Below are 25,533 nucleotides of genomic sequence, written 5' to 3' on the forward strand. Positions count from 1 at the left end.
CGGGATTCCCTGCCGTAGACCGGAAGGTCCACCACTTCAGGCGTTGGATGTGCTATGACAGCAGACTGTTAAACCAGCTGCATGCCAACTCAACACAGAAAGAGAAAACACAACAGGCCCCTATGCNCGGCATGCGAGCACACCGCCACAAAAATGGGCACCACATCCAGCGGAAAACAGCGATGGCGCTGCACAGACTGCGGGCACACCTTCACCAACCCCAACACAGCCAAGACCAGCGCATATCGGTTTGCCATCTTCATTGACTGGATCACCAACCAGCATCCGCTCGACGCTGTCGCTGCTGCGCACAACGTCTCCAGACGCACACTCATCCGCTGGTTCACCTACTTTTGGTTCATCATCGTCCCGTGCAAACCGGACCCGTACCGCGTCTACGACCAGCTCTTTATTGACGGCACCTACTTCCACAAAAAATGCCTGCTTGTCGCTGCAACCAGCGAGCACGTCGTCGCCTGGCACTGGTGCACACGAGAAACCGCCTACGACTACGCCAAACTCTTCGACATGATCGCCGAACCCCTCGTCGTGACCACAGACGGCTCCGGTGGCGCTCACAAAGCCATCAAACAATGCTGGCCAAACGCCTCCATTCAACGCTGCCTCGTCCACGTACGCCGCGACACCATCAAAGACACCACACGCCAACCCACAATCACCGCACACAAAGCACTCCTTCGCCTCGGCAACCAGCTGACCCACATCACCACCCGTGACCAGGCAATCACCTGGGTACTTCGCCTCAACCGCTTCCAGGACCTCTACGGTGACTGGCTCAAACAACGCACCTACCGCAACCAAGTCGCCCCAGAAGAGATCCCAAAACGTATCCGCGACAACCAGCAATGGTGGTACACCCATCCCAGAGCCCGCAGAGCCTACCGCCGATTCGAGCGTCTCTACCAACAAGGCCACCTCTTCGTCTGGCTCAACCCACCACACCGCACCACGACCACGCTGAAGACCACCACAAACAGCCTGGAAGGCGGCATAAACGCACAACTAAAACACCTCGCCCGAGCCCACCGCGGCACATTTGACGAACACCAGCGAATCATCATGGACTGGTGGCTCTACCTACACACCCAACACCACGATGACCCGCTGGCGCTAGCAATCGAGCAAGACTTCGGCCACGCAGGCTACGCACACGCCCGCCAGGCACACATGCGTGAACGCGACCAAGCCAACTCACCCGACGGCCGACCGAAAGTCTACGACACCGGCATCGACACCGACTTCAACCCCTCCTGGGCCATCCGACACGGCTGGGCAGGACGCTCATAACCCCAGCACAACACCCCACAACCCACCCATCCCAACCCCTGAAAAGCACACATTTTGTCACTTAAGTCGACACGCCGAGAAAAGCACACATTTTGTCGCTTAACCCTCAGAAAGGGCCTAGATTTCAAGGGGTGCGTCTTTTGGCACCGCCTCAAAGAATAAAGCAGAAACCCCAGCCCACACGCGGTGGACTGGGGTTTTATTTGGTGCGCCCGGAGGGATTCGAACCCCCAACCTTCTGATCCGTAGTCAGATGCTCTATCCGTTGAGCCACGGGCGCGGTGTTTTGCTGCCTTGTAAGCAACGAAAGAGACTCTACACCGAAACTGCGAGTGCAGCAAAACGCCTGTTAGATGCCCAGAACCGCCTTCGCAATAAAGAAGTAGATAATCAGACCGGTGGCGTCACAGAACGTAGAGATAAACGGGTTAGAGAACACGGCTGGGTCAGCGCCAATGGTCTTAGCGATGATTGGCATCACACCGCCCACGGTTGCGGCCATCGTGCAGACCAGCAGCAGCGTCAACCCAATGACAATGCCCACCGACTGCCCGAACACCAGCCCTGCCAGTACAAACCCCAACGTGCCAAGCACGGCACCGAGCAGCATCCCCACCCGCATTTCGCGCCACGCCACCTTAGCCACGTCGCGGTTACGGACGTCATTGAGCGCGAGCGCGCGAGTCACGGTGGTGGCAGCCTGGTTGCCGGTATTACCGCCGGTACCCGTCAGCAGCGGGATAAATAAGGACAACACGACGGCCTTCTCAAGCGTGTCCTCGAAGATACCGAGCACCTGCACCGTCAGGATCGCGGAGACCGCAAGCACCAGCAACCAGACGATACGGCTCTTGACCAGGGCTTGCACGGGCGTTGAGAGGTACGGGCGCTTCAGGGACTCGGACGCACCCAGGCGGGCGGTGTCCTCGCTGTCTGCTTCCTCGACGATGTCGTGAGCCTCGTCGTATGTGAATATGCCCACCAGGTGGTGCTCATTATCGACGACCGGCAAGGCCAGCAAGTTCGACGACAGGAACCAGCGCGCGGTGTCCTCTGCCTCGTCGGAGGCGTAAGCGTACTGCGCTTCCCGCATGACCTCGGAAACGGGTTGGTTGGCGTGGGATTGGAAGAGGCGTCGTAAAGAAACGATGCCTACGAGCGTGCGGTGCGCATCCGTGACGGGGACGGTGTAGATCGTCTCCAGACTGTCGACGTTCTCGCGGAGATTATCGACGACCTCCTTGACCGTCATCTCTGGCGTGACCAGCGGCACCTCCGGCGACATGGTGCGGCCGACGGTGCCCTTCTCGTAGCCGAGGACGACGTTGGTGACGCGCTGGTCGTCCTCGTCGAGCTCGTGCATAAGGCGGGCGGCGACCTCGGGAGGGAGCTCGTCGAGGAGGGCCACGCGGTCCTCGGCGCCAAGGGCGTCGAAGAAGCCGACGACGGCTTCGTCGCCAAGTGCGGTGACCATGTCTGCCTGGTGCGCCGGGTCCAGCACGTCAAAGACGACCGCAGAGCGCTCCGGCGACAGCAGGCGCAGAATCTTCGCACCGTTCGTGACATCGGTGCGCTCAATCATCGCGATGATGTCTTTGAGACGGACGTGCTTCAGCTGCTCCTGAAGTTCCGACAGCTCCTCTATTTCAGGGTCGTGGTCCTCCAGCCGCCGCTCGAGCTCGTAGAGCTGCTCGGGGTCATTGATCTTCATCTCCACGTCCTTTCACCTCACCACGATCGGCCAAGTCAAGCATTGCAAGCGTAGCCGCACCTACCCCCGGAGGTGGAATAGCGCACCTTTTTGTTCAGCGAACTACCTGCATGTTTTGCCTATCCCTTTACGTTCCTCGCCTTGGGCGGGGGTAAGAATGTTAAGTTTTACTGAACAGAAACGATATCCATCTGTGACATACCTGTACTGCAGGTCCAGTGCAGCGTTTCCGCTCTTGAGCAAAGGACAAGTTTATGGCATACAGCACGCGCACAAAGCGCATCTCCATCGCTGCCGGTGCGCTTTCCATCGCGCTGGTCGCCCCATTCGTCAGCGTCTCGACGTCCGACCTCCCCGCAGCCCACGCCCAGACAGTGGCGACGCAGGCATCCGACTTTGACACGCCAGAAGAGGTCAACTTCTGGGACGCCACAACGGTCCAGCTCAAGGACCTCGCCCTGAACCCTGGCGACAAGGTAGAGACCTACTACAGCTGGACAACGATCGGCACGTACCGGTGGAAGGTGGCCTTCGACGACCACGGCGTCCTGACCGTCGGGCGCCCGAGCGACGGCTTGGCGTTCAGCAGCAAGGTCGGCAAGACCGTCGAGATCCCGATCAAGGTCACCCCGGCCTCCGGCGAGCCCTACGAGGCCACGCTGAAGATCGCCGTCAAGGACGAAAAGCCAGCAGAGGAAACCACCACTCCGGAGACGACCCCGGCAGAAACCACCACGCCGGAAACCACCACGGCTGAGTCCGAGGCACCGTCTGAGTCCTCCGAACCGGAGACACCAGCCGAGTCTTCCGAACCGGAAGCACCAGCCGAGTCGGAGGGGCCGTCGACAAGCGAGGAAGCCCCAGCCCCTGAGGCGCCGAAGTTTGACTTCGATAAGACCTACGAGGCCGAGAACTTCTGGAACAAAGAAACCGTGCCCGTGCCGGACGCCAAGCTCGAGCCCGGCGACAAGATCGCGTCGACCTACTGGGACAGCACCACGCGCTGGCCGGTGACCGTCGATACGGAGGGCAACCTGACCATCGGGAAGCCGTGGAACAAGATCACCTTCAACAACGCCATCAAGGCTGGTAGCGCGGATATTCCGGTCACCATCACGCCGAAGAAAGGCGAGCCGTACTCCGGCACCCTGAAGGTCAAGCTCACCGACACCATGCCTCCCGCCGAGTGGGAAGGCGACCTGCCGGACTTCAGCAAGATCTACTCAGTCGACTTCGAGAAGCAGCGCGTGAAGCCGGTTCCGGGCCTCACCCTGCCGGAGAACGTCACGATTGAGCGCAGCGGCGCGAAGTACCCGCTCTGGTCCTTCACCAACCTCAACGGTGAAGTACAGGTCAACGCACCTGCCACCTTCACCCCGGGTGTGTTCGACCTGCCAGTCAAAATTAGCGACGGCACCTCCACCGTCGAGCGCACCATCCGCATCAACGCCACCAACCCGCAGACCACTGGTGGGGAAATCGCGAAGGGTGTCGGCGGCGTTCTCGGCCCAATCCTGGGTGGCCTGATCGGCGGCGGCACCGGTGGCATCGGCGGCGCTATCGGTAACTTGCTCGGCGGCCTCCTCGGCGGCGGTGGCTCCGGCGGCTCTGGCGAGGACGGCAAGGGCGGCTCGGGCGGCGGGCTGCTCGGCAGCCTGAAGGGCGCGCTCGAGGGCATCGTCAAGGTTGAAGACGGCGCGATCCGCATCGAAAACAACGGCAACAACAACGGCCATGTCACCGTCACCGGCAACGCGAACCCGACCGTCAACATCTCCGACAACGGTTCCAACAACGGTAACCCGCAGGTCAGCGTCGTTGTCACGGATAACGCCAAGGTCCACGACAACGGCAACGTCACCATCACGGGCAACGCCAACCCGACCGTGAACATTTCCGACAACGGCAACAACAACGGCAACCCAAACGTTGTTGTGACCAACAACGCGAACCCGACGGTCAACATCACCGATAACGCGAACAACAACGCGTCCAATAATGGCAACCCGGACATCAAGATCTCGGATAATGCGAAGGCGTCCGTTGTTGTGACCAACAACGCGAACCCGACCGTCAACGTTTCGGACAACGCGTCGAACAACGGCAACCCGAACGTTGTTGTGACCAACAACGCGAACCCGACCGTCAACGTTTCGGACAACGGCAACAACAACGGCAACCCGGACATCAAGGTCTCCGACAACGCTAAGGCGACCGTCGTGGTCACGGGGAACGCGAACCCAACCGTAAACGTTTCGAACAACGGCAACAACAACGGCAACCCAGACATCAAGGTCTCCGATAACGCGAACCCGAACGTGCAGGGCATCCCGCTCAGCTCCGGCGGCGGCTCCTCCAAGGGCGGCGGCCAGGGCGGCGAAGGCCAGGGCGCTGGCAATGGCGGCTCCTCAAACCTGAACGCGCGCGTCGGCGCCGAGGGCGGCATCTCCGACCCACGCTGCATCGCGACCCTGGTCGGCCTCGGCCTTCCGCTGCTGGCCGCAATCCCGGTTGCACTGTCGAACCAGCTCGGCATTCAGGCTGCGGGCGTCGATAAGAACTCGATTGACCGCGCACTCCGCGACACCGCCCGCTCCCTCAACGTCGACGCAAACACGCTGACTGCGGTCGGCGGCGGCCTGGTCGGCGTCGTGGTGACCCTGCTGGCGATCGCCGGCCTGCGCAGCTGCATCCCGAACGTCAAGGACATCGACATCACCGTCGGCAGCTCCGGCAACCAGGGCCAGCAGCCGACCGGCTCAGTGACCACCACCGCGCCAGTCGTCCCCACCACCCCAGCGAAGTAAGGGCGCCGGGCGCTACTCGAACACTGTCTGGTTCGAAATGCGCCCCAACCCCTCAACCTCAATCGTGACGACGTCCCCGTCGCCCACATAACGCTTCGGGTCGCGCGCATGCCCAACCCCGCCCGGCGTACCAGTCAAGATGGTGTCGCCGGGGTTCAGCGGGTAAATGTGCGAAATGTACTCAATCAGAAACTCCGGTGTAAACACCAGGTCAGACGTCGAATCGTTCTGCACCACCTCGCCGTTGAGGCGCGTCGTGAGCTGCCCCGCACCCGCCCACTCGTCGCGAGTGGTCAGCCACGGCCCGAACCCCGCCGACTTCTCCAGGGACTTGCCCTGGTGCCACTGCAGGGTGGAGTACTGGTAGTCGCGCATCGTGTAATCATTGGCCACCGCGTAGCCCGCGATGTAATCAGCCGCGTCCGCCTCTACTACTCGACGCGCCCTCTTCCCAATCACAACCGCCAACTCCCCCTCCCAATCCAGGGCTCCCCTGGCCCATTCGGGAACGTTCACATCGTCGTAGGGGCCGGTGAGGGCGTCAGCAAACTTAATGAACAGCGTCGGGACTTTCGGCAGCTCACGACCCATTTCCTTGATGTGGTTCGCGTAGTTCAGACCGACACAAATGACCTTGCCCGGGCGAGGCACAACTGGCGCGAGATCCTTGTCCTGGAAGGTGACCTGCTCCCCGTCTGCCGCGGCAAGGTCCTGCCAGTTTTCTTGGGCGAGGAGCTCGCCGACATCTTGAAAGCCGAGCTTGACTGCGGTCGTTTCCCCGGTGCGGCGCGCGGCGGTCGTGGTTCCGCCTGGTTGGCGAAGTGTCATCAGTTGCATAGTGCGATTCCTTTCGGTGCGTGTGTGTACGCACGACGCTACCGGCCCGCATATGCGCGCGCACCAGATTCGCCAATTCGCGCGACGGCGCTCGGCGTTTTCCCAGTTCGCTGATGGCACAAGCAACACAACAACCCCAGCCCACACGCGGTGGACTGGGGTTTCATCTGGTGCGCCCGGAGGGATTCGAACCCCCAACCTTCTGATCCGTAGTCAGATGCTCTATCCGTTGAGCCACGGGCGCGTGGCGGAGACGACAGGATTTGAACCTGCGGCCCTCCGCAAAGAGGGCAACTCCTTAGCAGGGAGCCCCATTCGGCCGCTCTGGCACGTCTCCAGACCTTCGCCCATAGTACACACACCACGAACGGGGAACAAAACGAAGGCCCCTCACCAACCGGTAAGGGGCCTTCACGTGCGGAGACGAGGGGATTTGAACCCCTGGAGGTGTGACCCTCGCTGGTTTTCAAGACCAGTGCATTCGGCCGCTCTGCCACGTCTCCAATGTTGCGTGATTCTACAGCACCGCCTTGCCGAACGCGAAAATTCAGTACGCTGGCGCGGTATGAGCACACAGAACACGAAGACTATGCAGGCCATCGTCCAGACTGATACCTCGGACCCGCAGGCTCTCGAACTGACAACCGTCCCCCTCCCCGAGCTGAAGGAGGGCGAAGTACTGGTGAAGGTGCACGCCGCTGGCGTGAATCGCGGGGACCTGATGCAGGCGAAGGGGATGTACCCGCCGCCGAAGGGCGAGTCGGAAATTATGGGGCTGGAGTGCGCGGGCACCATCGCCGATCCGGGCACGACCAGCCGCCGACAAGGTGAAGAGGTCGGCTGCCTGCTGGCAGGCGGCGGCTACGCCGAGTACGTGGCGGTGCCGGAGGGCCAGCTCACACCGAAGCCAACCAACCTCACTCTCACGGAGACCGCCGGCGTTGTGGAGGCGGCTGCCACGGTGTGGTCGAACCTGGGGATGGTCGCCGGGTTGCAGTCCGGGGACAAGGTGCTCATCCACGGCGGGGCGGGCGGCATCGGCTCCTTCGCGATCCAGCTGTGCAAAGCCATGGGCTGCGAAGTCGCCGTGACCGCGGGGAGCGCCGAGAAGCTCGAGTACTGCAGGCAGCTCGGCGCGGACAGGCTCATCAATTACAAGGAGCAGCGCTTCGAGGAGGAGCTCGCGGGCTGGGCGGACATCATCCTGGACGTCATCGGCGGCTCCTACCTGGAGGCCAACATCAAGTCGCTGGCGGTGGACGGCAGGCTCGTCGTCATTGGGTTGCAGGGTGGGCCGAAGGGCACGCTGAGCCTGGGCCGCATGCTCACGCGCCGCCAATCCGTCCACGCGACCACGCTGCGCGCCCGCCCGCGCCCCATGAAAGCAGCGATCGTGGCAAGCACGGTGGAGCACGTGTGGCCGCTCATTGAAGCAGGCCACATCACACCGAACATCTCCCGGACCTTCCCCCTTATCGACGCCCGCTGCGCCCACTCCTACCTCAACTCCGGCGAGCACACCGGCAAGGTAGTCCTGGAGGTCGAAACCGCTTAGGCCAGGGAGGCCACGGTGCGGATCAGCTGCTCGATGTCCACTTCCGTATTGAAGGGACCCAGCCCGACGGCGACCGCGCCGCCCATCTCGGCGACACCCATGTCCTGCAGTAGCGGTGTGGTCGGAGCTGGCGTCGATACGATGCCGTTGGCGAACAGCCGCTGGTGCACCGTCTCTGCCGGCACGCCGTGCACACCGAAGACCAGGCGCGGGGTGTGCTCCATGCGCGAGCCCTCAGCGGCCTCGCCGGACACACCCACGATGTGCACCGACGGCAACGTGCCCAGGAAGGTGTGCAGGTCGTCGCGCAGGCCGCGCATGTAGCGCTGCGTCAGCCCCATCGAGAACTCCAGCCGGTTGCGGCGGGTCTTGCGGCGCCCCGGCTCCTCCACCAGGCGCGCGTAGTGATCGACGATGGCGGATACCCCGCCGGCGAGGCCCGTCGATACGTCGAGCTGCAACGCCGACATATCCAGCCTTCCGAACATTGCCTCATCCCGGAACACCAGCGCCGCCACCTGCGGCCCGCCGAGCTCCGCGACGTCAATGCCCAAAATATCCGCGCCGAAACTATCGAAGTCCATCAGGTAATACGGCGCGTACGCCGAGACGTCCGCGAGCACCCACGCGCGGGAACGATCCCGCACCGTATCCGCAATGTCCGCCACGCGGACCACAGACCCCAGCACTTCATGCGCAGCGGGGACTGCCACCAGGCGCGTCGAGCCGTCCACCAACTCGCCGAACTGCCAGGCAGGCACGTCACCCGTCGCGAGATCCGTCTGCGCCCAACGCAGCTGCGCATCCTCCGCGCAGCGCGCCAACGCGTCCGTCAACACCGGGCGGTCCGCATTGCACACCACCACCGACGAACGGTGCCGAAACAGCGGGCGCATCGCCAACACCAACGCCGAATACAACACCGGTAGCGACGGCCCCAACACCACACGCTCGGGCGAAACGTTGCACAGGTCGGCGATGGCGGAGCGGGCGTCGAAAAGAAAACTTTGCCCCTCAGGCACACCGACAGTCGGGCGAGCATGCGAACCGACCCGCGGCTCAGGGCGCGCAACCGCCGTCGACATACGGAACGAACGCGCAACCGCCGCCGACACCCGCTCCGGAATCTGCGGGCAATCATGCGCATTCATGTAGGTCCAGCCGTCAGAAAGAGAGGTGTACAGCCCACGCACACTAGCAACGTCATACGACTGCAACGACACCACGACCTCCTCCAGGCAACACTTCCAATCATTATGCACGCCCGAACACCGCAGCGCACCCCACCCGCAGCATGCTGCCAAAACACCGCCCAACGCACACGCAAGCTAGGGTATGAACCGTGCACAATACAAACCAGCTCCGAAACGACGTCGCAAGGATGACCTCCGAGCCACACCACGACGACGCTCCGAAATCACAGTCGAAAACGCTGAAGCTGGCATTCCGCGACCTCATCCGCGGATGGGGCCAACACGAACTCTGGCTCCAACTAGGCTGGCAAGACATCAAACAGCGCTACCGGCGCTCCACCCTCGGCCCGCTCTGGATCACCATCGCCACCGGCGTGATGGCGCTCGCCCTCGGCCTCCTCTACTCCATGCTGTTCCAAATCAGCGTGCGCGAATTCCTCCCGCACGTCACCGTCGGCTTCATCATCTGGGGATTCATCTCCGGCTGCATCAAGGACGGCGCGGAAGTCTTCATCGAAAACGAAGGCCTGATCAAACAGCTGCCGTCGGCACTGTCGGTCCACGTGTACCGGCTCGTATGGCGCCAACTCCTCTTCCTGGCCCACAACCTGGTCATCTGGGTCATCCTCGTGCTCGCGTTCCGCATTCACCTCGGATGGCAAGTCCTCCTCGCCATCCCGGCGATGGCACTCCTCGTGGTCAACGGCGTGTGGGTGACCATGCTCTTCGGCATCATCGCCACCCGATTCCGCGACGTCGCCCCACTTCTGGAAGCGCTCGTGCAGCTGCTGTTCTACGTCACCCCGATCGTCTGGACCACCCACACGCTCAAGGAGCAAGGCGGCGACGTCGCTAAGCGAGCCATGCTCGCCGAAATCAACCCCCTCTACCACTACCTCGAGATCGTGCGCGCCCCCATGATCGGCCAAGAACTCGCCGGCTACCACTGGATCGTCGTCGGCGTCTGCACCATCATCGGCCTGCTGCTCGCCCTGCTCGCCATGCGCCAAATGCGCTTCCGCGTGCCGTACTGGGTCTAAGGAGAAGGAGTCACACATGGTTTCCATCGACACCTACAACGCCTGCGTCGACTTCCCAATTTTCGACGCCAAATCCCGCTCACTCAAAAAGGCAGTCATGTCCTCCGCCGGTGGCAAGATCGGCAAGAATGCCTCCAACACCGTGGTCGTCGAAGCACTCAAGGACATCAACCTCCACCTGCGCGAAGGCGACCGCGTGGGCCTGGTCGGCCACAACGGCGCCGGCAAATCCACGTTGCTACGCTTGCTCTCCGGCATCTACGAACCCACCCGCGGCGTCGCCGACGTCCGCGGCCGCGTCGCCCCCGTCTTCGACCTCGGCGTCGGCATGGACCCCGAAATCTCCGGCTACGAAAACATCATCATCCGCGGCCTCTTCCTCGGCCAGACCCGCAAACAGATGAAAGCCAAGATGGACGAAATCGCCGAATTCTCCGAACTCGGCGACTACCTCTCCATGCCCCTGCGCACCTACTCCACCGGCATGCGCGTTCGCCTAGCCCTGGGCGTGGTCACCTCCATCGAACCCGAAATCCTGCTCCTCGACGAAGGCATCGGCGCCGTTGACTCCGCCTTCATGGCCAAAGCCCGCGTCCGGTTGGCCGAACTCGTCGAGCGCTCCGGCATCCTCGTCTTCGCCTCCCACTCCAACGACTTCCTGGCACAGTTGTGCAACACCGCCCTGTGGGTGGACAAAGGCGAAATCAGGAAAGCCGGCCTGGTCTCCGAGGTCGTGGGCGCCTACGAAGGGCCCGAAGCCGGCCAGTACGTCGACGACCTGGTCACGCGGTTCCAGGCGGAGTAGGCGCCGGGCTGGTTCGGCCCGGTTTCGGTCGGTTTTCGCTGGCCGGAGCTTCTCTGAAACCCAAATGGGAGTAACAGGATTGTAGTAATCCCCTTTTCGCAATCATTTTCGAGGATTACTACAATCCACCTACTACACTTTGCAGATATTGCGAATTTTCGAACGAATGTTTGTCAGCCTGCCCTCCTGTTTCCCTCCAAGGTTAGAAGCGCGCGATGCAGGTCGCGCATTTTCACCCAGCCGGAACGAAAACCACGCGCTCCCCGACGCACCACCACCCCGCCCCGCCGATGGTGCACAATATGAGGCATGACTGGAACTGGAACGGCACACCTGAAAAGTAGTGGTTCGACGGCGGCGGTGATCGTGACGCATAAGCGGGTCGAGATGCTGCGGCATTCCCTGGAGCAGGTGGTGAACCAGACGCACCCGGTGCAGTGGGTGATCGTGGTGGATAACGGCGCTGAGCAGGCTGTTCAGGAACTGCTGCAGGAGTTGGCTGGGGATCGGGCGGTGTATTTGCCGTCGAAGACGAATCTGGGTGGTGCTGGCGGGTTCGCGTATGGCTTTTTGACGGCGCTGGCGTTGGGGGCCGACGCGATTTGGTGCGCGGACGACGATGGTCGGCCGGCGGATCACGGCGTGTTGGAGGAGCTGTATCGTGTGGCGGAGCAGCACCGGCTGCATGAGGTGAGCCCGGTCGTGGCGAATATTGGGGATCCGGCGAAGTTGGCGTTTCCCCTGCGCCAGGGCTTGGAGTGGAAGCGGACGACGGCTGAGTTGGAGGGGTCGTTCTTGCCCGATTATGCGTCCTTATTTAATGGGGCGTTGATCTCGGCGGAGGCGATGGAGCGGATTGGTGTGCCGGATTATCGCCTGTTCATTCGGGGTGATGAGGTGGAGTATCACCGGCGTTTGTCGCAGTCGGGGCTGCGGTATGGCACGGCGCTGACCACGAAGTATTTGCACCCGGATGGGTCGGGCGAGTTCCACCCGATTATGGGTGGCAGGGCGCATGCGCAGTGGCCGGATAATGAGTCGAAAAGGTATTTCACGTATAGGAATCGCGGCTACATCATTAATCAGCAGGGTATGAAGAAGATGAAGCTGCAGGAAGTGGTGCGCTTCGGGTGGTTCTTCCTGGTGGAGCGGAAGGATCCGAAGGGCTTCCTGCAGTGGCTGCGTCTGCTGCGGATGGGGGCGCGGGAGGACTTTAGGCGTCCTTAAAGATGACTTTGCTTTGGAGGACGAAGTTGGTCACGGTGGCAACGCCTTGGGCGATGACGAAGGACACGGCGTTCTTCCACGAATCTTGCAAGCCTAGCGACGACAACGGCTCGTCCGTCACCCTCCACAGCAACATCTGCACCGCGAAGGTGGTGGCGTAGAGGATGAACACGGCGCTGGCTTTTTTGGCGTCGATTTTGGCGTTGAAGGCGAACTTGGAGTTCAGCACGTAGGCGGAGATGGTCCCGAAGACCCAGCCCACGGCCTTGGCAAGATCGCGTTGGACGTCGAGGGCTTGGTCGAGGGTGTTGGTGATGCCGAAGTCGATGACGGCGCAGCCGATGCCGATGATGAGGAATGGCAGCACCTGCTGCTTCATTGCGCTCACAGTTGTTTCGCCCCGAGGTATGCGAGGGCTGCGACGGTGCCGATCGCCACGTTGGGCTTTGCGACGCCCCTTCGGCCCAGCCAGCCTGCCAGTTTCTTTTGCGCCTGCACTCCGGCGGCGAAGGCGCCGACGGCGGCCACGGCGATGCCGCCGATGGTGAACCAGGTGGTGGCGATGGATTCGGCTTCGCCCTGTTCGGATTCGAGGACGGCGGTCAGGTCGTTGCGGGGGTCCTCGTCGAAGGCGTTGAAGGCGGCGATGGTCGCGAGGTTGGCGGCACCGAGGAGGGTCCAGGCCAGCGCTTTGCGCGTGGTGAAGTCGGGGACGGAGGCGGCGGCGAGGATGTAGGCGGCTTGGATGCACTGGCCACCGAAGGTGTCGTCGAGGGCGTTGTAGTCGATGGTGGGCTCGTCGACAAGTGATTGAATCGTGTCAGTCATGGTGTCCAATGCTACTAGTAGGGTGAAAAGCATGACTAAGCATGAGGAGATTCATGAGGCGGCGCAGCGCGTCGAGGTGCCGCTGTCCGATTACATGGTGAGGCTGTTCGCGGAGGAGCTGCCGTTTGTGGATTCGATGTCGCGTGGGCGCATCTATGAGCTACTGCGGGAGCATAAGGCTGCGGGGAAGCCGGAAATTACGTCGCAGGAGGAGCTTCCTGCAGAAATCAGGGAGCTTATGGACCTTTAGTTTGATGTTTTTATAGGTTTTTCGACTTACATCATTTAGACTCGAACCGAATGTCTTCGCACTTCGGCGAAGCAACGACGACAAGAAGAAGCGAAAGAGATGGAACTACACACCAATCTTAAGTCACTCTACGGCTGGGGCCGCACGGCTCCGTCGACTGCGCATGTGCTGTCCACGCCTGACGTGGAGGTCATCAAGCAAGCCGTCGCACAGGTCGCGCAGGATAACGAGAGCCTGCCTGAGCACGCTCGCCGCGGCGTCATCGCCCGTGGTCTGGGCCGCTCCTACGGCGACCCAGCACAGAACGGTGGCGGCCTGGTCATCGACATCAACGAGCTAAACAAGATCCACTCGATTGATCCGGAGACCGGCATCGTCGACGTGGACTCGGGCGTCAACCTGGACCAGCTGATGAAGGCGGCCCTGCCGTACGGCCTGTGGGTTCCGGTCCTGCCGGGCACCCGCCAGGTCACCATCGGTGGCGCGATCGGTCCGGACATCCACGGTAAGAACCACCACTCCGCTGGTTCCTTCGGCGACCACGTGGTCTCCATGGAGCTGCTGGTGGCGGACGGCCGCGTCCTGCACCTCGAGCCGGAAGGCAGCGCGGACGACCCGGACGGCACGCTGTTCTGGGCGACGGTCGGCGGCATGGGCCTGACCGGCATCATCCTGCGCGCACGCATCCAGATGACCAAAACGGAGACCGCGTACTTCCTGTCTGACACGGATCGCACCAGCACGCTGGATGAGACGATCGCGCTGCACTCGGATGGTTCCGAGGTCAACTACACCTACTCCTCCGCGTGGTTCGACGCCATCTCCGCGCCGCCGAAGACGGGCCGTTCCACCATCTCCCGTGGCTCGCTGGCGACGCTGGCTCAGCTGGAGGAGTACGCTCCGAAGCTGGCGAAGGATCCGCTGCGTTTCAAGGCGCCTCAGCTGATGACGGTGCCGGACATCTTCCCGTCCTGGACCATGAACAAGCTGACGCTGTCCGCCATCGGCGAGGCCTATTACATGATGGGCGCCCCGAGCAAGAACGACATCAAGAACCTGACGCAGTTCTACCAGCCGCTCGACCTGATTGGTGAGTGGAACCGCGGCTACGGCAGCGCGGGCTTCCTGCAGTACCAGTTCGTGGTGCCGACGACCGCTGTGGAGCCGTTCAAGGACATCATCTACCAGATCCAGTCCTCCGGCCACTACACGGCGCTGAACGTGTTCAAGCTGTTCGGCGAGGGCAACCGCGCGCCGCTGTCCTACCCGATGAAGGGCTGGAACGTCTGCGTGGACTTCCCGATCCGCCCGGGCCTCAACGAGTTCCTGGACCGCCTGGACGACCAGGTGATGGAGTTCGGCGGCCGTCTCTACCTGGCGAAGGAGTCCCGTACGTCGGCGGAGAAGTTCCACAAGATGTACCCAGGTCTGGAGGGCTGGCTGAAGACCCGCCGCGAGATCGACCCGACCGGCGTCTTCGCTTCCGACATGTCCCGCCGCCTCGAGCTGAACTAGCTGAATGAACTGAAGGAGATTTTTCACATGTTGAATGCAGTAGGCCAAGCGCAAAACATTCTGCTCGTGGGTGGCACCTCGGACATCGGCCTCGCCATCGTGCGCGAGTTCGTCACCCGCGGCGGCAATCCGAATGTCACCCTCGCGGCTCGCAATAGCTCCCCGCGTATCGACGCCGCCGTTGCTGAGGTCACCAACGCAGGTGCAGGCTCCGTTGAGGTCCTGGACTTCGACGCGACCGATTTCGCGTCTCACCCGGACGTGATCAAGCAGGCGTTCTCCGGTGGCGATGTTGACGTCGCCGTGGTTGCCTTCGGCACCCTGGGTGACCAGGAGCAGCTGTGGCAGGACCAGGCGGCAGCCGTGGAGTCGGCGCAGGTGAACTACACCGCGTTCGTGTCCATCGGCGTGCTGTTGGGCCAGGAGATGAAGCGCCAGGGCCACGGCACCATCATCGCGATGAGCTCCGTTGCGGGCCAGCGCGTGCGTCGCTCCAACTTTGTGTACGGCGCGTCGAAGTCTGGCATGGATGCCTTCTACCTCCAGTTGGGTGAGGCGCTTCGTGACTCCGGCGTGAAGGTGACTGTGGTTCGCCCAGGCCAGGTACGTACCAAGATGACGGATGGGTTGGAGGAGGCTCCGCTGACCGTCGATAAGGAGGAGGTGGCGCAGACTGCCGTTGAGGCTGCGTTGAAGGGCGAGCCAAGCGTGTTTGTGCACAAGCTGTTCGGCCCGATTTCCTTGGTGCTGCAGCACATCCCGGCAGGGATTATGCGCAAGCTCAACTTCTAATTCCCGGCGGGGAACGTGGTGGATGCGCTGCGATGTGCCAAACTGAGTGCATGACAGATACATCCATCCAACCCACGCTGGAGTTCAAGACCGTCGACTACGAGCCTGACGCTGTGTCATGGACGTCGGCGGTCTTGCGCATGCTTGCGGCCGGTGCCAGCGCGGCGGTGGTGACGTTGGCGGTGTGGTACGTGCTGCACTCCACGTCGCTGCCTGCGTTTAATACCTCGATGGTGACGCGCGCTCTATCCACGGGCGGCTCTTTCGTTGTGATTCTGTGCGCGGCGTTGGCGTGCTGGGCGTGGGTGCGGAAGCGCCTGTCGCGGCCGGTGCGCGTGCTGTGCCAGGCTGTCTGCGGGCTGGCCCCGGCTGGTCTGGTGATTACGGCGCTGGGGATCCCGCTGGCGTCGACACGCCTGTGGCTGGACGGCATCCAGGTGGATCAGGGGTTCCGTACCCAGTTCTTGAGCCGGATGACCGAGGTGGCCACCAACCAGGACATGAACTACCTGGACCTGCCTACCTTCTACCCGATTGGGTGGTTCTGGCTCGGCGGGCGCCTCGCGCACCTGCTGGGCATGGAAGGCTGGGAGGTATACCAGCCGTGGGCGCTGGTATCGCTGGCTGCCGCGGCGTGCGCGCTGGTGCCGATTTGGCGGAAGCTGTGCGGCTCCCTGCCGGTTTCTACGCTGATCGCGCTCGTATCGACGGGCATTGTGCTCACCGAGACTCCTGACGAGCCCTACGCGGCGATCGTCGCCCTCTTCGCCCCCGCGGCCGCTGTCACCGCGTACAAGGCGCTCACGGGCTCCTGGCAAGCCACGGTGGTGCTGGCGCTCTACCTGGGCGTTTCCGCCATGTTCTACACCCTGTTTACTGCGATCGCCGCGCTGACCGTTGTGGTGATCGCGGTGCTGTTATGGTTCCGCCGCAAGTTCGCGCGCGGCCCCGTCGTGCACCTTTTGGCTTCCGGGGTGGGTGCGCTGTGCATCGCGGCGATTGGTTGGGCGCCGTACCTGTACGAGTCGGCCTTCGGCGGTTTCGACGTGCGCCACACCGCGAACCACTTCCTGCCCGCCCAGGGCACGGTGATCCCGCTGCCGTTCTTCTCCCTGTCCATCATCGGCGTGCTGTCGGTGTTGGGCCTGATCTTCATGGTTGGGCGCCTGCATGTGCCTGAGGTGGCGTCGTTAGCTGTGATGGTGGTGGTCTGCTACACCTGGGTGATCGTCTCGATGTTTGCGTCGCTGCTGGGCACGTCCCTGCTGGGCTTCCGCATCGAGGTGCTGCTGATGCTGCTGTTTTCCACCGTGGGTATCTTCGCGGTGGCGGACTTGCGCACTGCTGGCGTCGATTATTACTACCCGGGCCACTTCAAGGAGCGCACGCAGCGCGTGATCACCGCGGTGCTCATCATCGTGGTGGCGGCAGGCACGCTCTCATTCGTGCAGCGCATCCCGGCACTCAACGAGGCGCACATTGACCAGGCGTACTCGGATACGGACGGCTTCGGCGAGCGCGCCGACCGCTTCCCGCCGGACCCGGGCCGCTACTACGGCGAGATCGACGAGTTCATCCAGTCCCACGGCTACACCCCTGGGGAGACCGTGGTGTACACGGATGAAATCAACTTCATGGCGTTCAAGCCCTACCACGGCTTCAACGCGTTCACCAGTCATTACGCCAACCCGTTGGGCGAGTTCCACCTGCGCAACGAGGCGCTTTCGCAGTGGGCGAAGCTCTCCTTCTGCGCCCCCGAGAAGCTCGACGCAGCGATGCAGGACACGAAGTGGACGGCGCCGCAGGCATTCATTTTCCGCGGAACCATGAGCGATGACCTGCGCGAGGACGCCACCGAGAACCGGGATGTGGCGTGGAAGACGCACATCGGCCACAACATCTTCCCGAGCGAGCCGAACGTGCGCTACGAAGGCCTGTTCTTTAACCCGAAGGCGTTCCCCCGCGAGACGTGGGACGCGAAGCAGATTGGTCCGTTTGTCGTGGTGGTTCGCAATGCCGCCACGCCTGAGAAGTAGAGTATGCCCCTGTGACAACTGAGACATCCGTGAATCCCGTGAACCCTGCGAACCCACAGAGTGCGGCGAGCACGCCCGGCGCGCAACAACCTCGGCGTGCCCCGCGCCAGCTGGTGACTGCGACCGTCGTGTCCGGCTTCATCGCCTTCGTGTTGCTGCTGCTGACGCCACTGCTGCCTGTGACGCAGGTGCAGTCGTCGGTGCAGTGGCCGCAGGGCGGCTCGGTGGGGTCGGTGAACGCCCCGCTGATTTCGCTAGCGCCGCAGGAGATTGACATGACGGTGCCGCTGGAGGCGACGCGTCACCTGCGTGAAGGCCAGAACATTATTGTGTCGACGCTGCCTGCGTCCTCGGAGGAAGCGACGGACCGTGGCCTGTTTGTGTCGGCGCCGGATGGCGGGTTGGTGGTCAGCTCGATTAATAAGGTGCTCTTCGAGCTGAGCCCCGGCGAGCTGGCGGGTGTTGGCCCGGATAAGCAGCTGCGGGTGCACATCACGGATGAGCAGGCGGAGATTTCGGTGCCGGGCACCAGCTTCGAGGAGGTCCTCGAGGATGACTACCGTCCGCAGCTCAGTGGCCTGTACTCGGAGTTGAAGGAGGAGGCGTCGGCGCAGCTTATTGACGCCGGGCTCGCCGCCAACATCGAGATCAACTCTCGCTTTACGTCCAGCCCGACCCTGGTGAAGTCGCTAGCGATGTGGCTGGGGCTGGCTGCGATGGCGGTGAGCCTGTGGGGGCTGTGGCGCCTGGATCAGCTGGATGGGCGTCGTATCCCGCTGTTCAACCGTCGTTGGCGCACGTTCAAGCCGCTGGACGCGGTGGTGCTGGCGGTGCTGGGGTTCTGGCACGTGTTCGGCGCGAACACCTCGGATGACGGCTTCCTGCTGACGATGGCGCGGGTCTCGAACGACTCGGACTACATGGCGAACTATTACCGCTGGTACGGCGTGCCCGAGGCGCCGTTCGGTTCCCCGTTCTATGATGTGTTGGCGTTGTTGGCGAAGGTGACGACGGCGTCGATGTGGATGCGCCTGCCGACGCTGCTGGCCGCCATCTTGGTGTGGTGGCTGATTTCGCGTGAGCTGCTGCCGCGCTTCGGCGCGGTCATCGCGGACCGCCGGATGGCGTACTGGACTGCGGCGTTCGTGTTCCTGGCGTTCTGGCTGCCGTACAACAACGGCACCCGCCCGGAGCCGATTATCGCGATGGGGTTGACGCTGACGTGGGCGCTGTTTGAGCGCACGATCGCCACGAAGCGACTGGCCCCGGCGGCGCTGGGCACGGTGGTGGCGGCGTTCACGCTGGCCTGTGGCCCGACGGGTCTGGCGGCGGTGGGCGTGTTCCTGATCTGCCTGCCTGAGGTGTTCCGCATCATGAACAAGCGACGCGCGATTGCCCCGGGCATCGCGTACATAGCGGCGTTTCTGGCGGCGGGCTTCGCCGTGATGGTGCCGGTGTTCAAGGACCAGACCCTGGCGACCGTATTGGAGGCCACCAAGGTGCGCGGCGAGGTCGGCCCGGCGCTGTCCTGGTACTCGGAGTGGGTGCGCTACGGCACGCTGTTCCAGGAAGCTGTCGACGGCTCGCTGTCGCGCCGCTTCCCGATGCTGGTCTTCGCCTTCTGCGTAGTCCTCATCCTGTTTTCGATGGCACGCCACGGCGCGATCCCAGGCACGCCTGCGAAGCCGACGCAGCGCCTGATGCTGATCATCGGGCTGTCCACGTTCTTCCTGATGTTCACCCCGACGAAGTGGACGCACCACTTCGGTATCTATGCGGGTATCGGCGGTGTGGTCGCAGCACTCGGCGCGGTGGTGCTGTCTCACTTTGCGCTGCAGTCGGCGCGCAACCGTTCGTTCGCGATCGCAGCGGTGCTCTTCCTTGTCTCCCTGAGCCTGGCGGGCTGGAACGCGTGGTGGTACGTGTCCTCCTTCGGCGTGCCGTGGTGGGACAAGAACCCGCAGGTCAAGGGCATTGAGGCGAACACTGTTTTGCTCGGAATTACGCTGGTGATTGCCCTGGTGGGCGTCGTCCAGTGGCTGCGGCCGCGCCCTGATTCTGTGCGGGAGCGCGCGGCGGCGTCGCGCTGGGCGGGCGTGATGGCCGCGCCGATCGCCGTCGCCGCGGTACTCATGGTGGCGTTTTCCTGCCTCACCTTCGTGAAGGCGTTTGCGGAGCAGACCCCGAACTACTCGGTGGGCATGGGCAACGTGAAGACGTTCAAGGGTGACATCTGCGCCCTCGGCAGCGAGATTCTGCTGGAGACCGACACGAACGATTCCTTCCTCACCCCCGTCGACGGGGTGCCGCTGGGCCGCTCGCTGGACTCCGGCGTGAACCGCGCGTTCCACCCGGACGGCGTGCCTGCCACGATCGCGGACGACAACGCCGACACCACGGATACGAAATCGGGCGACGACACCGCCATCGAAACCGTCCAGTCCGATGCAAACGAGGAACCTGAGCTCTCCTCGGATGCACGCAGCGTCGAGGGCAACCGCCCATTCACGCTGCGTGGTGTCAACGGGTCGACGGTGCGCCTGCCGTTCAACCTGGACTTCAACCGCATCCCGCTGCTGGGCACATACGACGAGCGCGCGACGCGCACGGCCTACCTGGAAACCACCTGGTTCGAGCTGCCACAGAAGCGTGACGACGCCCCCCTGCTGGTCACGTCCGTGGCTGGCAAGATCGCGCACCACGACATTAATGGCGTCGAGAAGGAAGGTGCCGAGCTGGTGCTGGAGTACGGCGTGCGCAGCGACGACGGCTCGATAAAGACCCTGGGCGAGACCGAGATGCTGGACCAGGGCCCGACACCGAAGTGGCGCAACCTGCGCTACCCCATCGCGGACCTGCCTGAGGAGGCGAACGTGGTGCGCCTCGTCGCCGAGGACGCCTCCCTTGCGGAGGACGACTGGATGGCCGTCACCCCGCTGCGCAACCCGACGCTGCAGCCGCTGAACAAGATGTTCGACTCGGACACCCCGGGCCTGCTCGACTGGTCGGTGGCCTTCCAGTACCCGTGCCAGCGCACGTTCAACCACTTCGCCGGCGTGACCGAGATTCCGGAGTTCCGCATCATGCCTGACGCACCGGGCAAGCAGCAGCTGTCCGGCTTCATGGACTTCCTGGGCGGCGGTGCGCTGTCCACCGCGGAGGCCGTGAACTACTCCTACCAGGTGCCGGGGTATATGAAGGGCGACTGGCAGCGCGACTGGGGTTCCCTGTCGCGCTACCAGCTGCGCACGAACTCCATTGGTGAGGTGCCAGCGCTCGCGGAGATCCAACTCGAGGAGGTCACCCGTTCAGGGTGGTGGACCCCAGGCCCGATGAAGATTCGGGAGGTCTAACAGCTAAGATGAGGCGCCATGCGCGCTTTCTCATCCCTCCGCTCCGTCCTTGTTGCCGTCGCTACCGCCGCCCTTGTCGCGGTTGGTGCGGCGGCACCTGCGTCTGCACAACAGCTGCAGCTGCCGGCGCCGATCGCACCGTCGTTCCGGCTGCCGAGCCTGCTGAAGTCCCAGGGATGCAAGTCGGAATACTTGATCGCGGTCCCCGGGGGCGTCAATACGATGCCGGGGCTACCGCGCAACCTGCCGCATGGTGGCAACGTGTGGCTCACGGGCGTGCTTACCCAGCTGTTTACGGGCGGGCAGATTCAGCCGCTGTGGATCGCGTACGACGCCGCGCCGTTCGCCACCACACAGTACCGGACGGCGTCGAACCGCGGCTACGCGGAGACGAAGAAGGCCGTCACTGGCATCGCGAACGCCTGCCCGAACGCGCGATTCAGCTTCACCGGCTACTCCCTCGGCGCGGATATTGTGTCGCGGATGCTCAATAACATCGCGCACGACCGCGGCCCGATCGCGAAGGAACGCGTTGCCTCGGCCGCGCTGTTTTCCACCCCGTACCAAGGCGGCAACGGCGCGGCGCTCTCTGCGGGGACGTCGCCACACGTGCGCGGCGCGCTCGGTGAGCTCGAGGGCGGCTATGGCGACCTCGGTGAGCGCGTGCTGGAGATCTGCAACACCGGCGACATCGTGTGCGCCCCGGCGGAGGATCAGCGCGAGATCGTCGACCCGGCGATGGACGTCAACCTGAGCAGCGGCGAGATGCCCCGCTGGGTGATTGACATCGCGCGCGCGAACGACGGCCGGACGAGCAGCATCATCCACTCGATCGGTGCGCACGGGTCCTACACGCTGGCGCAGCAGCATGAGGCTGCGAATTGGATCGCCAACCACCGCTAGTCCCGCCGACGCGCATGTCTGGCGCACACGTTAGAGTTGTGGGCATGCATGATCTTTTTCATCACGTAAACGGCGAGTGGGTCGACTCCCACGAGATCCCGGCCGACCGCGGCATCGACGGCTCCTTCTACGCCCTGCGCGACAAGGCGGAGGAGGACGTCCACGCGATCGTCTCGGAGACCAGCGACCTGTTCGCCTCCTTCATGGACACCGACGCCATCAACGCCGCAGGAACCGCGCCCCTGCAGCCGGACCTGGACCTGATCGCGGTGAAAGATATCGAGGAGTTCGCCCACAACCTGGGCGTGCTCGACCGCACGGGTGTCGGCTCCCCCCTGGCCTTTTGGGTTGAAAAGGACTCCCAGGGCGAGGACAGCGTGCCCTACCTTGTCCAATCCGGCCTTGGCCTGCCGGACGAGGCCTACTACCGGGAGGACGCCCACGCGGAGACCCGCGCCACCTACCAGAAGCACGTGGCCCGCATGCTGGCGTTTTTGGACCCGGCGTACCTGCTGGGGCTTACGCCTGAGGTGGCGGCGCAGCGCATCATGAACCTGGAGACCCAGGTGGCGGCCAGCCACTGGGATGTGGTGCGCAGCCGGGACGCGATGGCTACCTACAACCCGGTGGAGTTGGCGGAGTTGCCGTCGATAATTGTGACGATGCTGCGCGGCGCCGGGCTTCGCGACGGCCGCGTGATCAACATGATGCCCTCCTTCACCGAGGACTTAGCGACGATGCTTCGCCCCGAAACCCTCGCCGACTGGCAACTGTGGGCGGCGTGGACCGTGCTGCGCTCGCGCGCAAGCGTGCTCACCGAGGAGATCGGGCGGGCGAACTTCGAGTTTTACGGCACGGTGCTCTCCGGCGCGACGCAGCAGCGCGACCGCTGGAAGCGCGGCGTGGGGCTGGTGGAGTCGCTGGTGGGCGAGGAGATCGGCAAGGAGTATGTGGCGCGCCACTTCCCCGCCAAGTCGAAGGAGCAGATGCTCTCCCTGGTGGACTACCTCGTGCGCGCCTACGAGCAGCGCATCAGCAACCTGCCGTGGATGACACCCGCCACCCGCGAGCGCGCCCTGGAGAAGCTGCGCCTGTTCCAGGCGAAGATCGGCTACCCGGAAACCTGGCGCAGCTACGAGGGCCTGACCTTTGACCCTTCCGGTGAGCAGCTGGTGGCCAACGTGCGCCGCGGCGCCGCCTTCGAGCATGACTACCAGCTGGGCAAGATCGGCAAGCCTTCGGACCGCTCCGAGTGGGTGACCACCCCGCAGACCGTCAACGCGTTCTACAACCCAGTGGTCAACGACATCACCTTCCCTGCCGCGATCCTGCAGCCGCCGTTCTTCGACCCGGAGGCGGACCCGGCGCGCAACTTCGGCGCGATCGGCGCGGTGATTGGCCACGAGATCGGCCACGGTTTCGACGACCAGGGCTCGCGTTACGACGGCCACGGCAACCTCAACTCCTGGTGGACCGACGAGGACCGCGCCCACTTCGAGGAACGCACCGCGAAGCTGGTGGAGCAGTTCCAGGGTCTGGTGCCTTCTGTGCTGGAGGGCCAGGACGTGGCGGGGGTCAACGGCGAGTTCACGCTCGGCGAGAATATCGGCGACCTGGGCGGCCTTGGTATCGCGGTAGTGGCGTACCAGCTGTACTGCGCCGACAACAACGTCGAACCGAACCTGAAGGAGCTCTTCCTGGCGTGGGCCCGCGTGTGGCGTTCGAAGGCGCGGCCGGAGATGGCGGCGCAGCTGCTGGCGATTGACCCGCACTCGCCGAACGAGTTCCGCTGCAACGTCATCGCCTCCAACGTTGACGAGTTTTACGAGGCCTTCGACGTGGAGCCCGGCTCCCCGATGTGGATCGCCCCGGAGGAAAGGGTCAAAATATGGTAGAGGAATCGTCGCTTCAGCCCGGCGCGGAGGGCGCGCACTACCCGCTCAACGAGCAGGGTTCCGAGGAGTTCCAGGTCGGTGGCGTGGAGCGCACCCTGCCGGAGTCCGAGCAGCTCGCGCAGCTGGTGTCCTACATCGAGGCGTCCTACGAGGACTCCCCGCAGTACCTGGCGTTGCTTCCGGACCGGATTACGCACGCCGCGATGCTAATGCTGGGCTCCGCAGTGGATCACCAGATGCCGGGCGTGGCGTTGACCGGGGACGTCTCCGTCGAGGACGCCCCGCTGGGCCAGGTGTTCACCTCATCGAAGGCGCCCGCAAAGGGCGGCGTGTGGGTGGTGTCTTGCTACGACGGGCCAGCGGATGCCCGCGAGTTCGCCTGGCGCCCCGAGGTTGCCGCCTGCGCTGAGCAGGCCGGTGCCCGCGCCTACGACGTAGACGACCCGACTGGCGTCGCCTCCGCCGTGCATGCCGCACGCCAGGAAGGCGCGGACGTGGTCGCGGTGTGGGGCACCGGCTCCTCCTGCGGGCTGCTGCCTGCGGGCGCGGACGCCTACGTGCTCACCTTCCCCGCCGAAGCCACCGCAGCAGTAGCAACCGGCGACGCGAAGGTGCTGCTCCAGCGCGCGTCCGACGCGGCGTGGGAACAGCCCTCAGTCGAGGGGGCGGAAGTGAAAGAGTACGTCTCCACCGGGGTGATCGCTACCCCGGCCCAGCACCGGCGCAAGGTCCTGGATGCCGCGGAGTTTCTTGCCGGACTTGGTACGGCCGAACGCTGACGCGGGCGTGGCGTCGTGGCGCTGCACGATGCCACGGCGTACGTCGACGGTGTTGTGGTAGGCGCTGCCGTTCGTCAGCGCCGCCACCGCCCACGTCTCATCCAGCGTGGTGCCCCAGGAGACAGAGGCGGTCGCTGTGGTGGCCTCGTTGGCCCAGCCCATCTTGGAACCCTGCACGCCGCGCAGACGCGCGGTGCCGAACTGCTGACCAAACCCGTCAGAGGCCACCAGCGACTGCCGACGCATCCCGTCCAACAGCGGCTCAGCAACCGGGTCCCACAGGATGGCCGCGATGAAGGTGGCCACGTCCCTCGCAGACGTCAACGTCGTGCCCCACGCGCCGACGCGCTGCGTTCGCTCCAGCTCGAAGTCGGCGGCAATCTCGTCGATGGCCTGCGGGTAGCGGGCGTCGAGTTCCTCGGCGATCGCGTCGTTGGAGACGCGCACCATCTCCTCCACCTGCGCCTTCTCCTCCTTCGTGCCGTTATAGAGCACCCAGTAGCCCAGGTAGAGCTTGGCCAGGGACAGGGCGGCGCGCGGCTCCTCGCCCGCCGGGGAGATCGACACCCGGCCGTCCGGGTGCACCACCGCCAGCGCAGTGCGCTCCCGCGTGTAGCCGGGGTTCACGTGAAAGCCCTGCAACGCAGGCATCAGCGCGCACACCAGCAGCGCAGCGATCCACTTCTTCAACACAGTGCT

Annotated in this window: 19 protein-coding genes and 4 tRNA genes; 13 read left to right on the forward strand and 10 right to left on the reverse strand. The window is 63.8% G+C overall.

Going from position 1 to position 25,533, the window contains the following annotated elements; translation table 11 throughout:
• Positions 1-81 precede the first annotated feature (81 nt).
• A complete protein-coding gene (locus BJP05_RS10120) occupies positions 82-1,308 on the forward strand; it encodes an IS1249 family transposase (protein WP_084028633.1) in 1,227 nt (408 codons plus the stop codon).
• 204 nt (positions 1,309-1,512) lie between these two features.
• On the opposite strand, the gene BJP05_RS10125 is transcribed toward BJP05_RS10120, so the two are convergent.
• Together BJP05_RS10125 and mgtE are read right to left on the reverse strand one after the other, a co-directional pair.
• Positions 1,513-1,588 (reverse strand) — tRNA-Arg (locus tag BJP05_RS10125).
• Positions 1,589-1,657: 69 nt separating this feature from the next.
• Complete coding sequence (mgtE, locus tag BJP05_RS10130) at positions 1,658-3,019, reverse strand: magnesium transporter (RefSeq protein ID WP_070363292.1); 1,362 nt, start codon at positions 3,017-3,019, stop codon at positions 1,658-1,660.
• Positions 3,020-3,273: 254 nt separating this feature from the next.
• On the opposite strand from mgtE, the gene BJP05_RS10135 reads away from it, so the two are divergent.
• Positions 3,274-5,826 (forward strand): hypothetical protein, encoded by a 2,553-nt coding sequence (locus BJP05_RS10135; protein WP_070363293.1) that lies wholly within the window; start codon positions 3,274-3,276, stop codon positions 5,824-5,826.
• A gap of 12 nt (positions 5,827-5,838) precedes the next feature.
• Here the strand turns inward: BJP05_RS10135 and BJP05_RS10140 are convergent, their stop codons facing one another.
• The 4 genes from BJP05_RS10140 to BJP05_RS10155 form a co-directional block, all read right to left on the reverse strand.
• Complete coding sequence (locus tag BJP05_RS10140) at positions 5,839-6,663, reverse strand: fumarylacetoacetate hydrolase family protein (protein ID WP_070363294.1); 825 nt, start codon at positions 6,661-6,663, stop codon at positions 5,839-5,841.
• A 168-nt stretch (positions 6,664-6,831) separates the two neighbouring features.
• Positions 6,832-6,907 (reverse strand) — tRNA-Arg (locus BJP05_RS10145).
• A 1-nt stretch (position 6,908) separates the two neighbouring features.
• Positions 6,909-7,000 (reverse strand) — tRNA-Ser (locus BJP05_RS10150).
• 81 nt (positions 7,001-7,081) lie between these two features.
• Positions 7,082-7,166 (reverse strand) — tRNA-Ser (locus BJP05_RS10155).
• 62 nt (positions 7,167-7,228) lie between these two features.
• Between BJP05_RS10155 and BJP05_RS10160 the strand changes: the two genes are divergently transcribed.
• Complete coding sequence (locus BJP05_RS10160) at positions 7,229-8,218, forward strand: NAD(P)H-quinone oxidoreductase (protein WP_084028634.1); 990 nt, start codon at positions 7,229-7,231, stop codon at positions 8,216-8,218.
• Here BJP05_RS10160 and BJP05_RS10165 read toward each other — a convergent pair.
• Positions 8,215-9,480, reverse strand: a complete 1,266-nt coding sequence (locus BJP05_RS10165) for an aminotransferase class V-fold PLP-dependent enzyme (protein WP_240492758.1) — start codon at positions 9,478-9,480, stop codon at positions 8,215-8,217. The two genes, BJP05_RS10160 and BJP05_RS10165, sit on opposite strands and share 4 nt — an antisense overlap.
• An 80-nt stretch (positions 9,481-9,560) precedes the next feature.
• Between BJP05_RS10165 and BJP05_RS10170 the strand changes: the two genes are divergently transcribed.
• The 3 genes from BJP05_RS10170 to BJP05_RS10180 all read left to right on the forward strand — a co-directional run bounded on the left by BJP05_RS10170 (position 9,561) and on the right by BJP05_RS10180 (position 12,483).
• The gene (locus tag BJP05_RS10170; RefSeq protein WP_070363295.1) at positions 9,561-10,451 is read left to right on the forward strand and encodes an ABC transporter permease; all 891 of its coding nucleotides are present in this window, start codon (positions 9,561-9,563) and stop codon (positions 10,449-10,451) included.
• A gap of 16 nt (positions 10,452-10,467) precedes the next feature.
• Positions 10,468-11,256: an ABC transporter ATP-binding protein gene (locus BJP05_RS10175; protein ID WP_070363296.1), complete on the forward strand. Its 789-nt coding sequence runs from the start codon at positions 10,468-10,470 to the stop codon at positions 11,254-11,256.
• A gap of 309 nt (positions 11,257-11,565) precedes the next feature.
• Positions 11,566-12,483 carry a glycosyltransferase gene (locus BJP05_RS10180; RefSeq protein ID WP_070363297.1) on the forward strand — a complete coding sequence of 306 codons (918 nt, stop codon included), beginning with the start codon at positions 11,566-11,568 and terminating at the stop codon, positions 12,481-12,483.
• Here the strand turns inward: BJP05_RS10180 and BJP05_RS10185 are convergent.
• Together BJP05_RS10185 and BJP05_RS10190 are read right to left on the reverse strand one after the other, a co-directional pair.
• Positions 12,470-12,862: a GtrA family protein gene (locus BJP05_RS10185; RefSeq protein ID WP_070363298.1), complete on the reverse strand. Its 393-nt coding sequence runs from the start codon at positions 12,860-12,862 to the stop codon at positions 12,470-12,472. The genes BJP05_RS10180 and BJP05_RS10185 overlap by 14 nt on opposite strands.
• A 5-nt stretch (positions 12,863-12,867) precedes the next feature.
• Positions 12,868-13,311 carry a hypothetical protein gene (locus BJP05_RS10190; protein WP_070363624.1) on the reverse strand — a complete coding sequence of 148 codons (444 nt, stop codon included), beginning with the start codon at positions 13,309-13,311 and terminating at the stop codon, positions 12,868-12,870.
• 31 nt (positions 13,312-13,342) lie between these two features.
• On the opposite strand from BJP05_RS10190, the gene BJP05_RS10195 reads away from it, so the two are divergent.
• From BJP05_RS10195 to BJP05_RS10225, 7 genes are all read left to right on the forward strand, one after another.
• Positions 13,343-13,561: a hypothetical protein gene (locus BJP05_RS10195; RefSeq protein ID WP_070363299.1), complete on the forward strand. Its 219-nt coding sequence runs from the start codon at positions 13,343-13,345 to the stop codon at positions 13,559-13,561.
• A 99-nt stretch (positions 13,562-13,660) separates the two neighbouring features.
• The gene (locus BJP05_RS10200; protein WP_070363300.1) at positions 13,661-15,076 is read left to right on the forward strand and encodes an FAD-binding oxidoreductase; all 1,416 of its coding nucleotides are present in this window, start codon (positions 13,661-13,663) and stop codon (positions 15,074-15,076) included.
• A 27-nt stretch (positions 15,077-15,103) separates the two neighbouring features.
• Positions 15,104-15,868 carry a decaprenylphospho-beta-D-erythro-pentofuranosid-2-ulose 2-reductase gene (locus tag BJP05_RS10205; protein ID WP_070363301.1) on the forward strand — a complete coding sequence of 255 codons (765 nt, stop codon included), beginning with the start codon at positions 15,104-15,106 and terminating at the stop codon, positions 15,866-15,868.
• 50 nt (positions 15,869-15,918) lie between these two features.
• A complete protein-coding gene (locus tag BJP05_RS10210; protein WP_070363302.1) occupies positions 15,919-17,904 on the forward strand; it encodes a galactan 5-O-arabinofuranosyltransferase in 1,986 nt (661 codons plus the stop codon).
• 11 nt (positions 17,905-17,915) lie between these two features.
• Positions 17,916-21,257 carry an arabinosyltransferase domain-containing protein gene (locus BJP05_RS10215; protein WP_084028635.1) on the forward strand — a complete coding sequence of 1,114 codons (3,342 nt, stop codon included), beginning with the start codon at positions 17,916-17,918 and terminating at the stop codon, positions 21,255-21,257.
• Positions 21,258-21,275: 18 nt separating this feature from the next.
• A complete protein-coding gene (locus BJP05_RS10220) occupies positions 21,276-22,160 on the forward strand; it encodes a cutinase family protein (protein ID WP_070363303.1) in 885 nt (294 codons plus the stop codon).
• Positions 22,161-22,204: 44 nt separating this feature from the next.
• Positions 22,205-24,055 (forward strand): M13 family metallopeptidase, encoded by a 1,851-nt coding sequence (locus BJP05_RS10225; RefSeq protein WP_070363626.1) that lies wholly within the window; start codon positions 22,205-22,207, stop codon positions 24,053-24,055.
• A gap of 653 nt (positions 24,056-24,708) precedes the next feature.
• On the opposite strand, the gene BJP05_RS11610 is transcribed toward BJP05_RS10225, so the two are convergent.
• Complete coding sequence (locus BJP05_RS11610; protein ID WP_070477228.1) at positions 24,709-25,527, reverse strand: hypothetical protein; 819 nt, start codon at positions 25,525-25,527, stop codon at positions 24,709-24,711.
• Positions 25,528-25,533: the final 6 nt, after the last annotated feature.

Source organism: Corynebacterium sp. NML98-0116 (assembly GCF_001767255.1).
Lineage (GTDB): Bacteria > Actinomycetota > Actinomycetes > Mycobacteriales > Mycobacteriaceae > Corynebacterium > Corynebacterium pseudogenitalium.

What these genes read in the sequence shown, in the direction of transcription:
- BJP05_RS10225 (WP_070363626.1), top strand. Translation starts at nt 22,205, where the DNA reads ATGCATGATCTTTTTCATCACGTAAACGGCGAGTGGGTCGACTCCCAC.
- BJP05_RS10180 (WP_070363297.1), top strand. Translation starts at nt 11,566, where the DNA reads ATGACTGGAACTGGAACGGCACACCTGAAAAGTAGTGGTTCGACGGCG.
- BJP05_RS10160 (WP_084028634.1), top strand. Translation starts at nt 7,229, where the DNA reads ATGAGCACACAGAACACGAAGACTATGCAGGCCATCGTCCAGACTGAT.
- BJP05_RS10220 (WP_070363303.1), top strand. Translation starts at nt 21,276, where the DNA reads ATGCGCGCTTTCTCATCCCTCCGCTCCGTCCTTGTTGCCGTCGCTACC.
- BJP05_RS10185 (WP_070363298.1), bottom strand. Translation starts at nt 12,862, where the DNA reads ATGAAGCAGCAGGTGCTGCCATTCCTCATCATCGGCATCGGCTGCGCC.
- BJP05_RS10175 (WP_070363296.1), top strand. Translation starts at nt 10,468, where the DNA reads ATGGTTTCCATCGACACCTACAACGCCTGCGTCGACTTCCCAATTTTC.
- BJP05_RS10205 (WP_070363301.1), top strand. Translation starts at nt 15,104, where the DNA reads ATGTTGAATGCAGTAGGCCAAGCGCAAAACATTCTGCTCGTGGGTGGC.
- BJP05_RS10195 (WP_070363299.1), top strand. Translation starts at nt 13,343, where the DNA reads ATGACTAAGCATGAGGAGATTCATGAGGCGGCGCAGCGCGTCGAGGTG.
- BJP05_RS10140 (WP_070363294.1), bottom strand. Translation starts at nt 6,663, where the DNA reads ATGCAACTGATGACACTTCGCCAACCAGGCGGAACCACGACCGCCGCG.
- BJP05_RS10135 (WP_070363293.1), top strand. Translation starts at nt 3,274, where the DNA reads ATGGCATACAGCACGCGCACAAAGCGCATCTCCATCGCTGCCGGTGCG.
- BJP05_RS10210 (WP_070363302.1), top strand. Translation starts at nt 15,919, where the DNA reads ATGACAGATACATCCATCCAACCCACGCTGGAGTTCAAGACCGTCGAC.
- mgtE (WP_070363292.1), bottom strand. Translation starts at nt 3,019, where the DNA reads ATGAAGATCAATGACCCCGAGCAGCTCTACGAGCTCGAGCGGCGGCTG.
- BJP05_RS10200 (WP_070363300.1), top strand. Translation starts at nt 13,661, where the DNA reads ATGGAACTACACACCAATCTTAAGTCACTCTACGGCTGGGGCCGCACG.
- BJP05_RS10190 (WP_070363624.1), bottom strand. Translation starts at nt 13,311, where the DNA reads ATGACTGACACGATTCAATCACTTGTCGACGAGCCCACCATCGACTAC.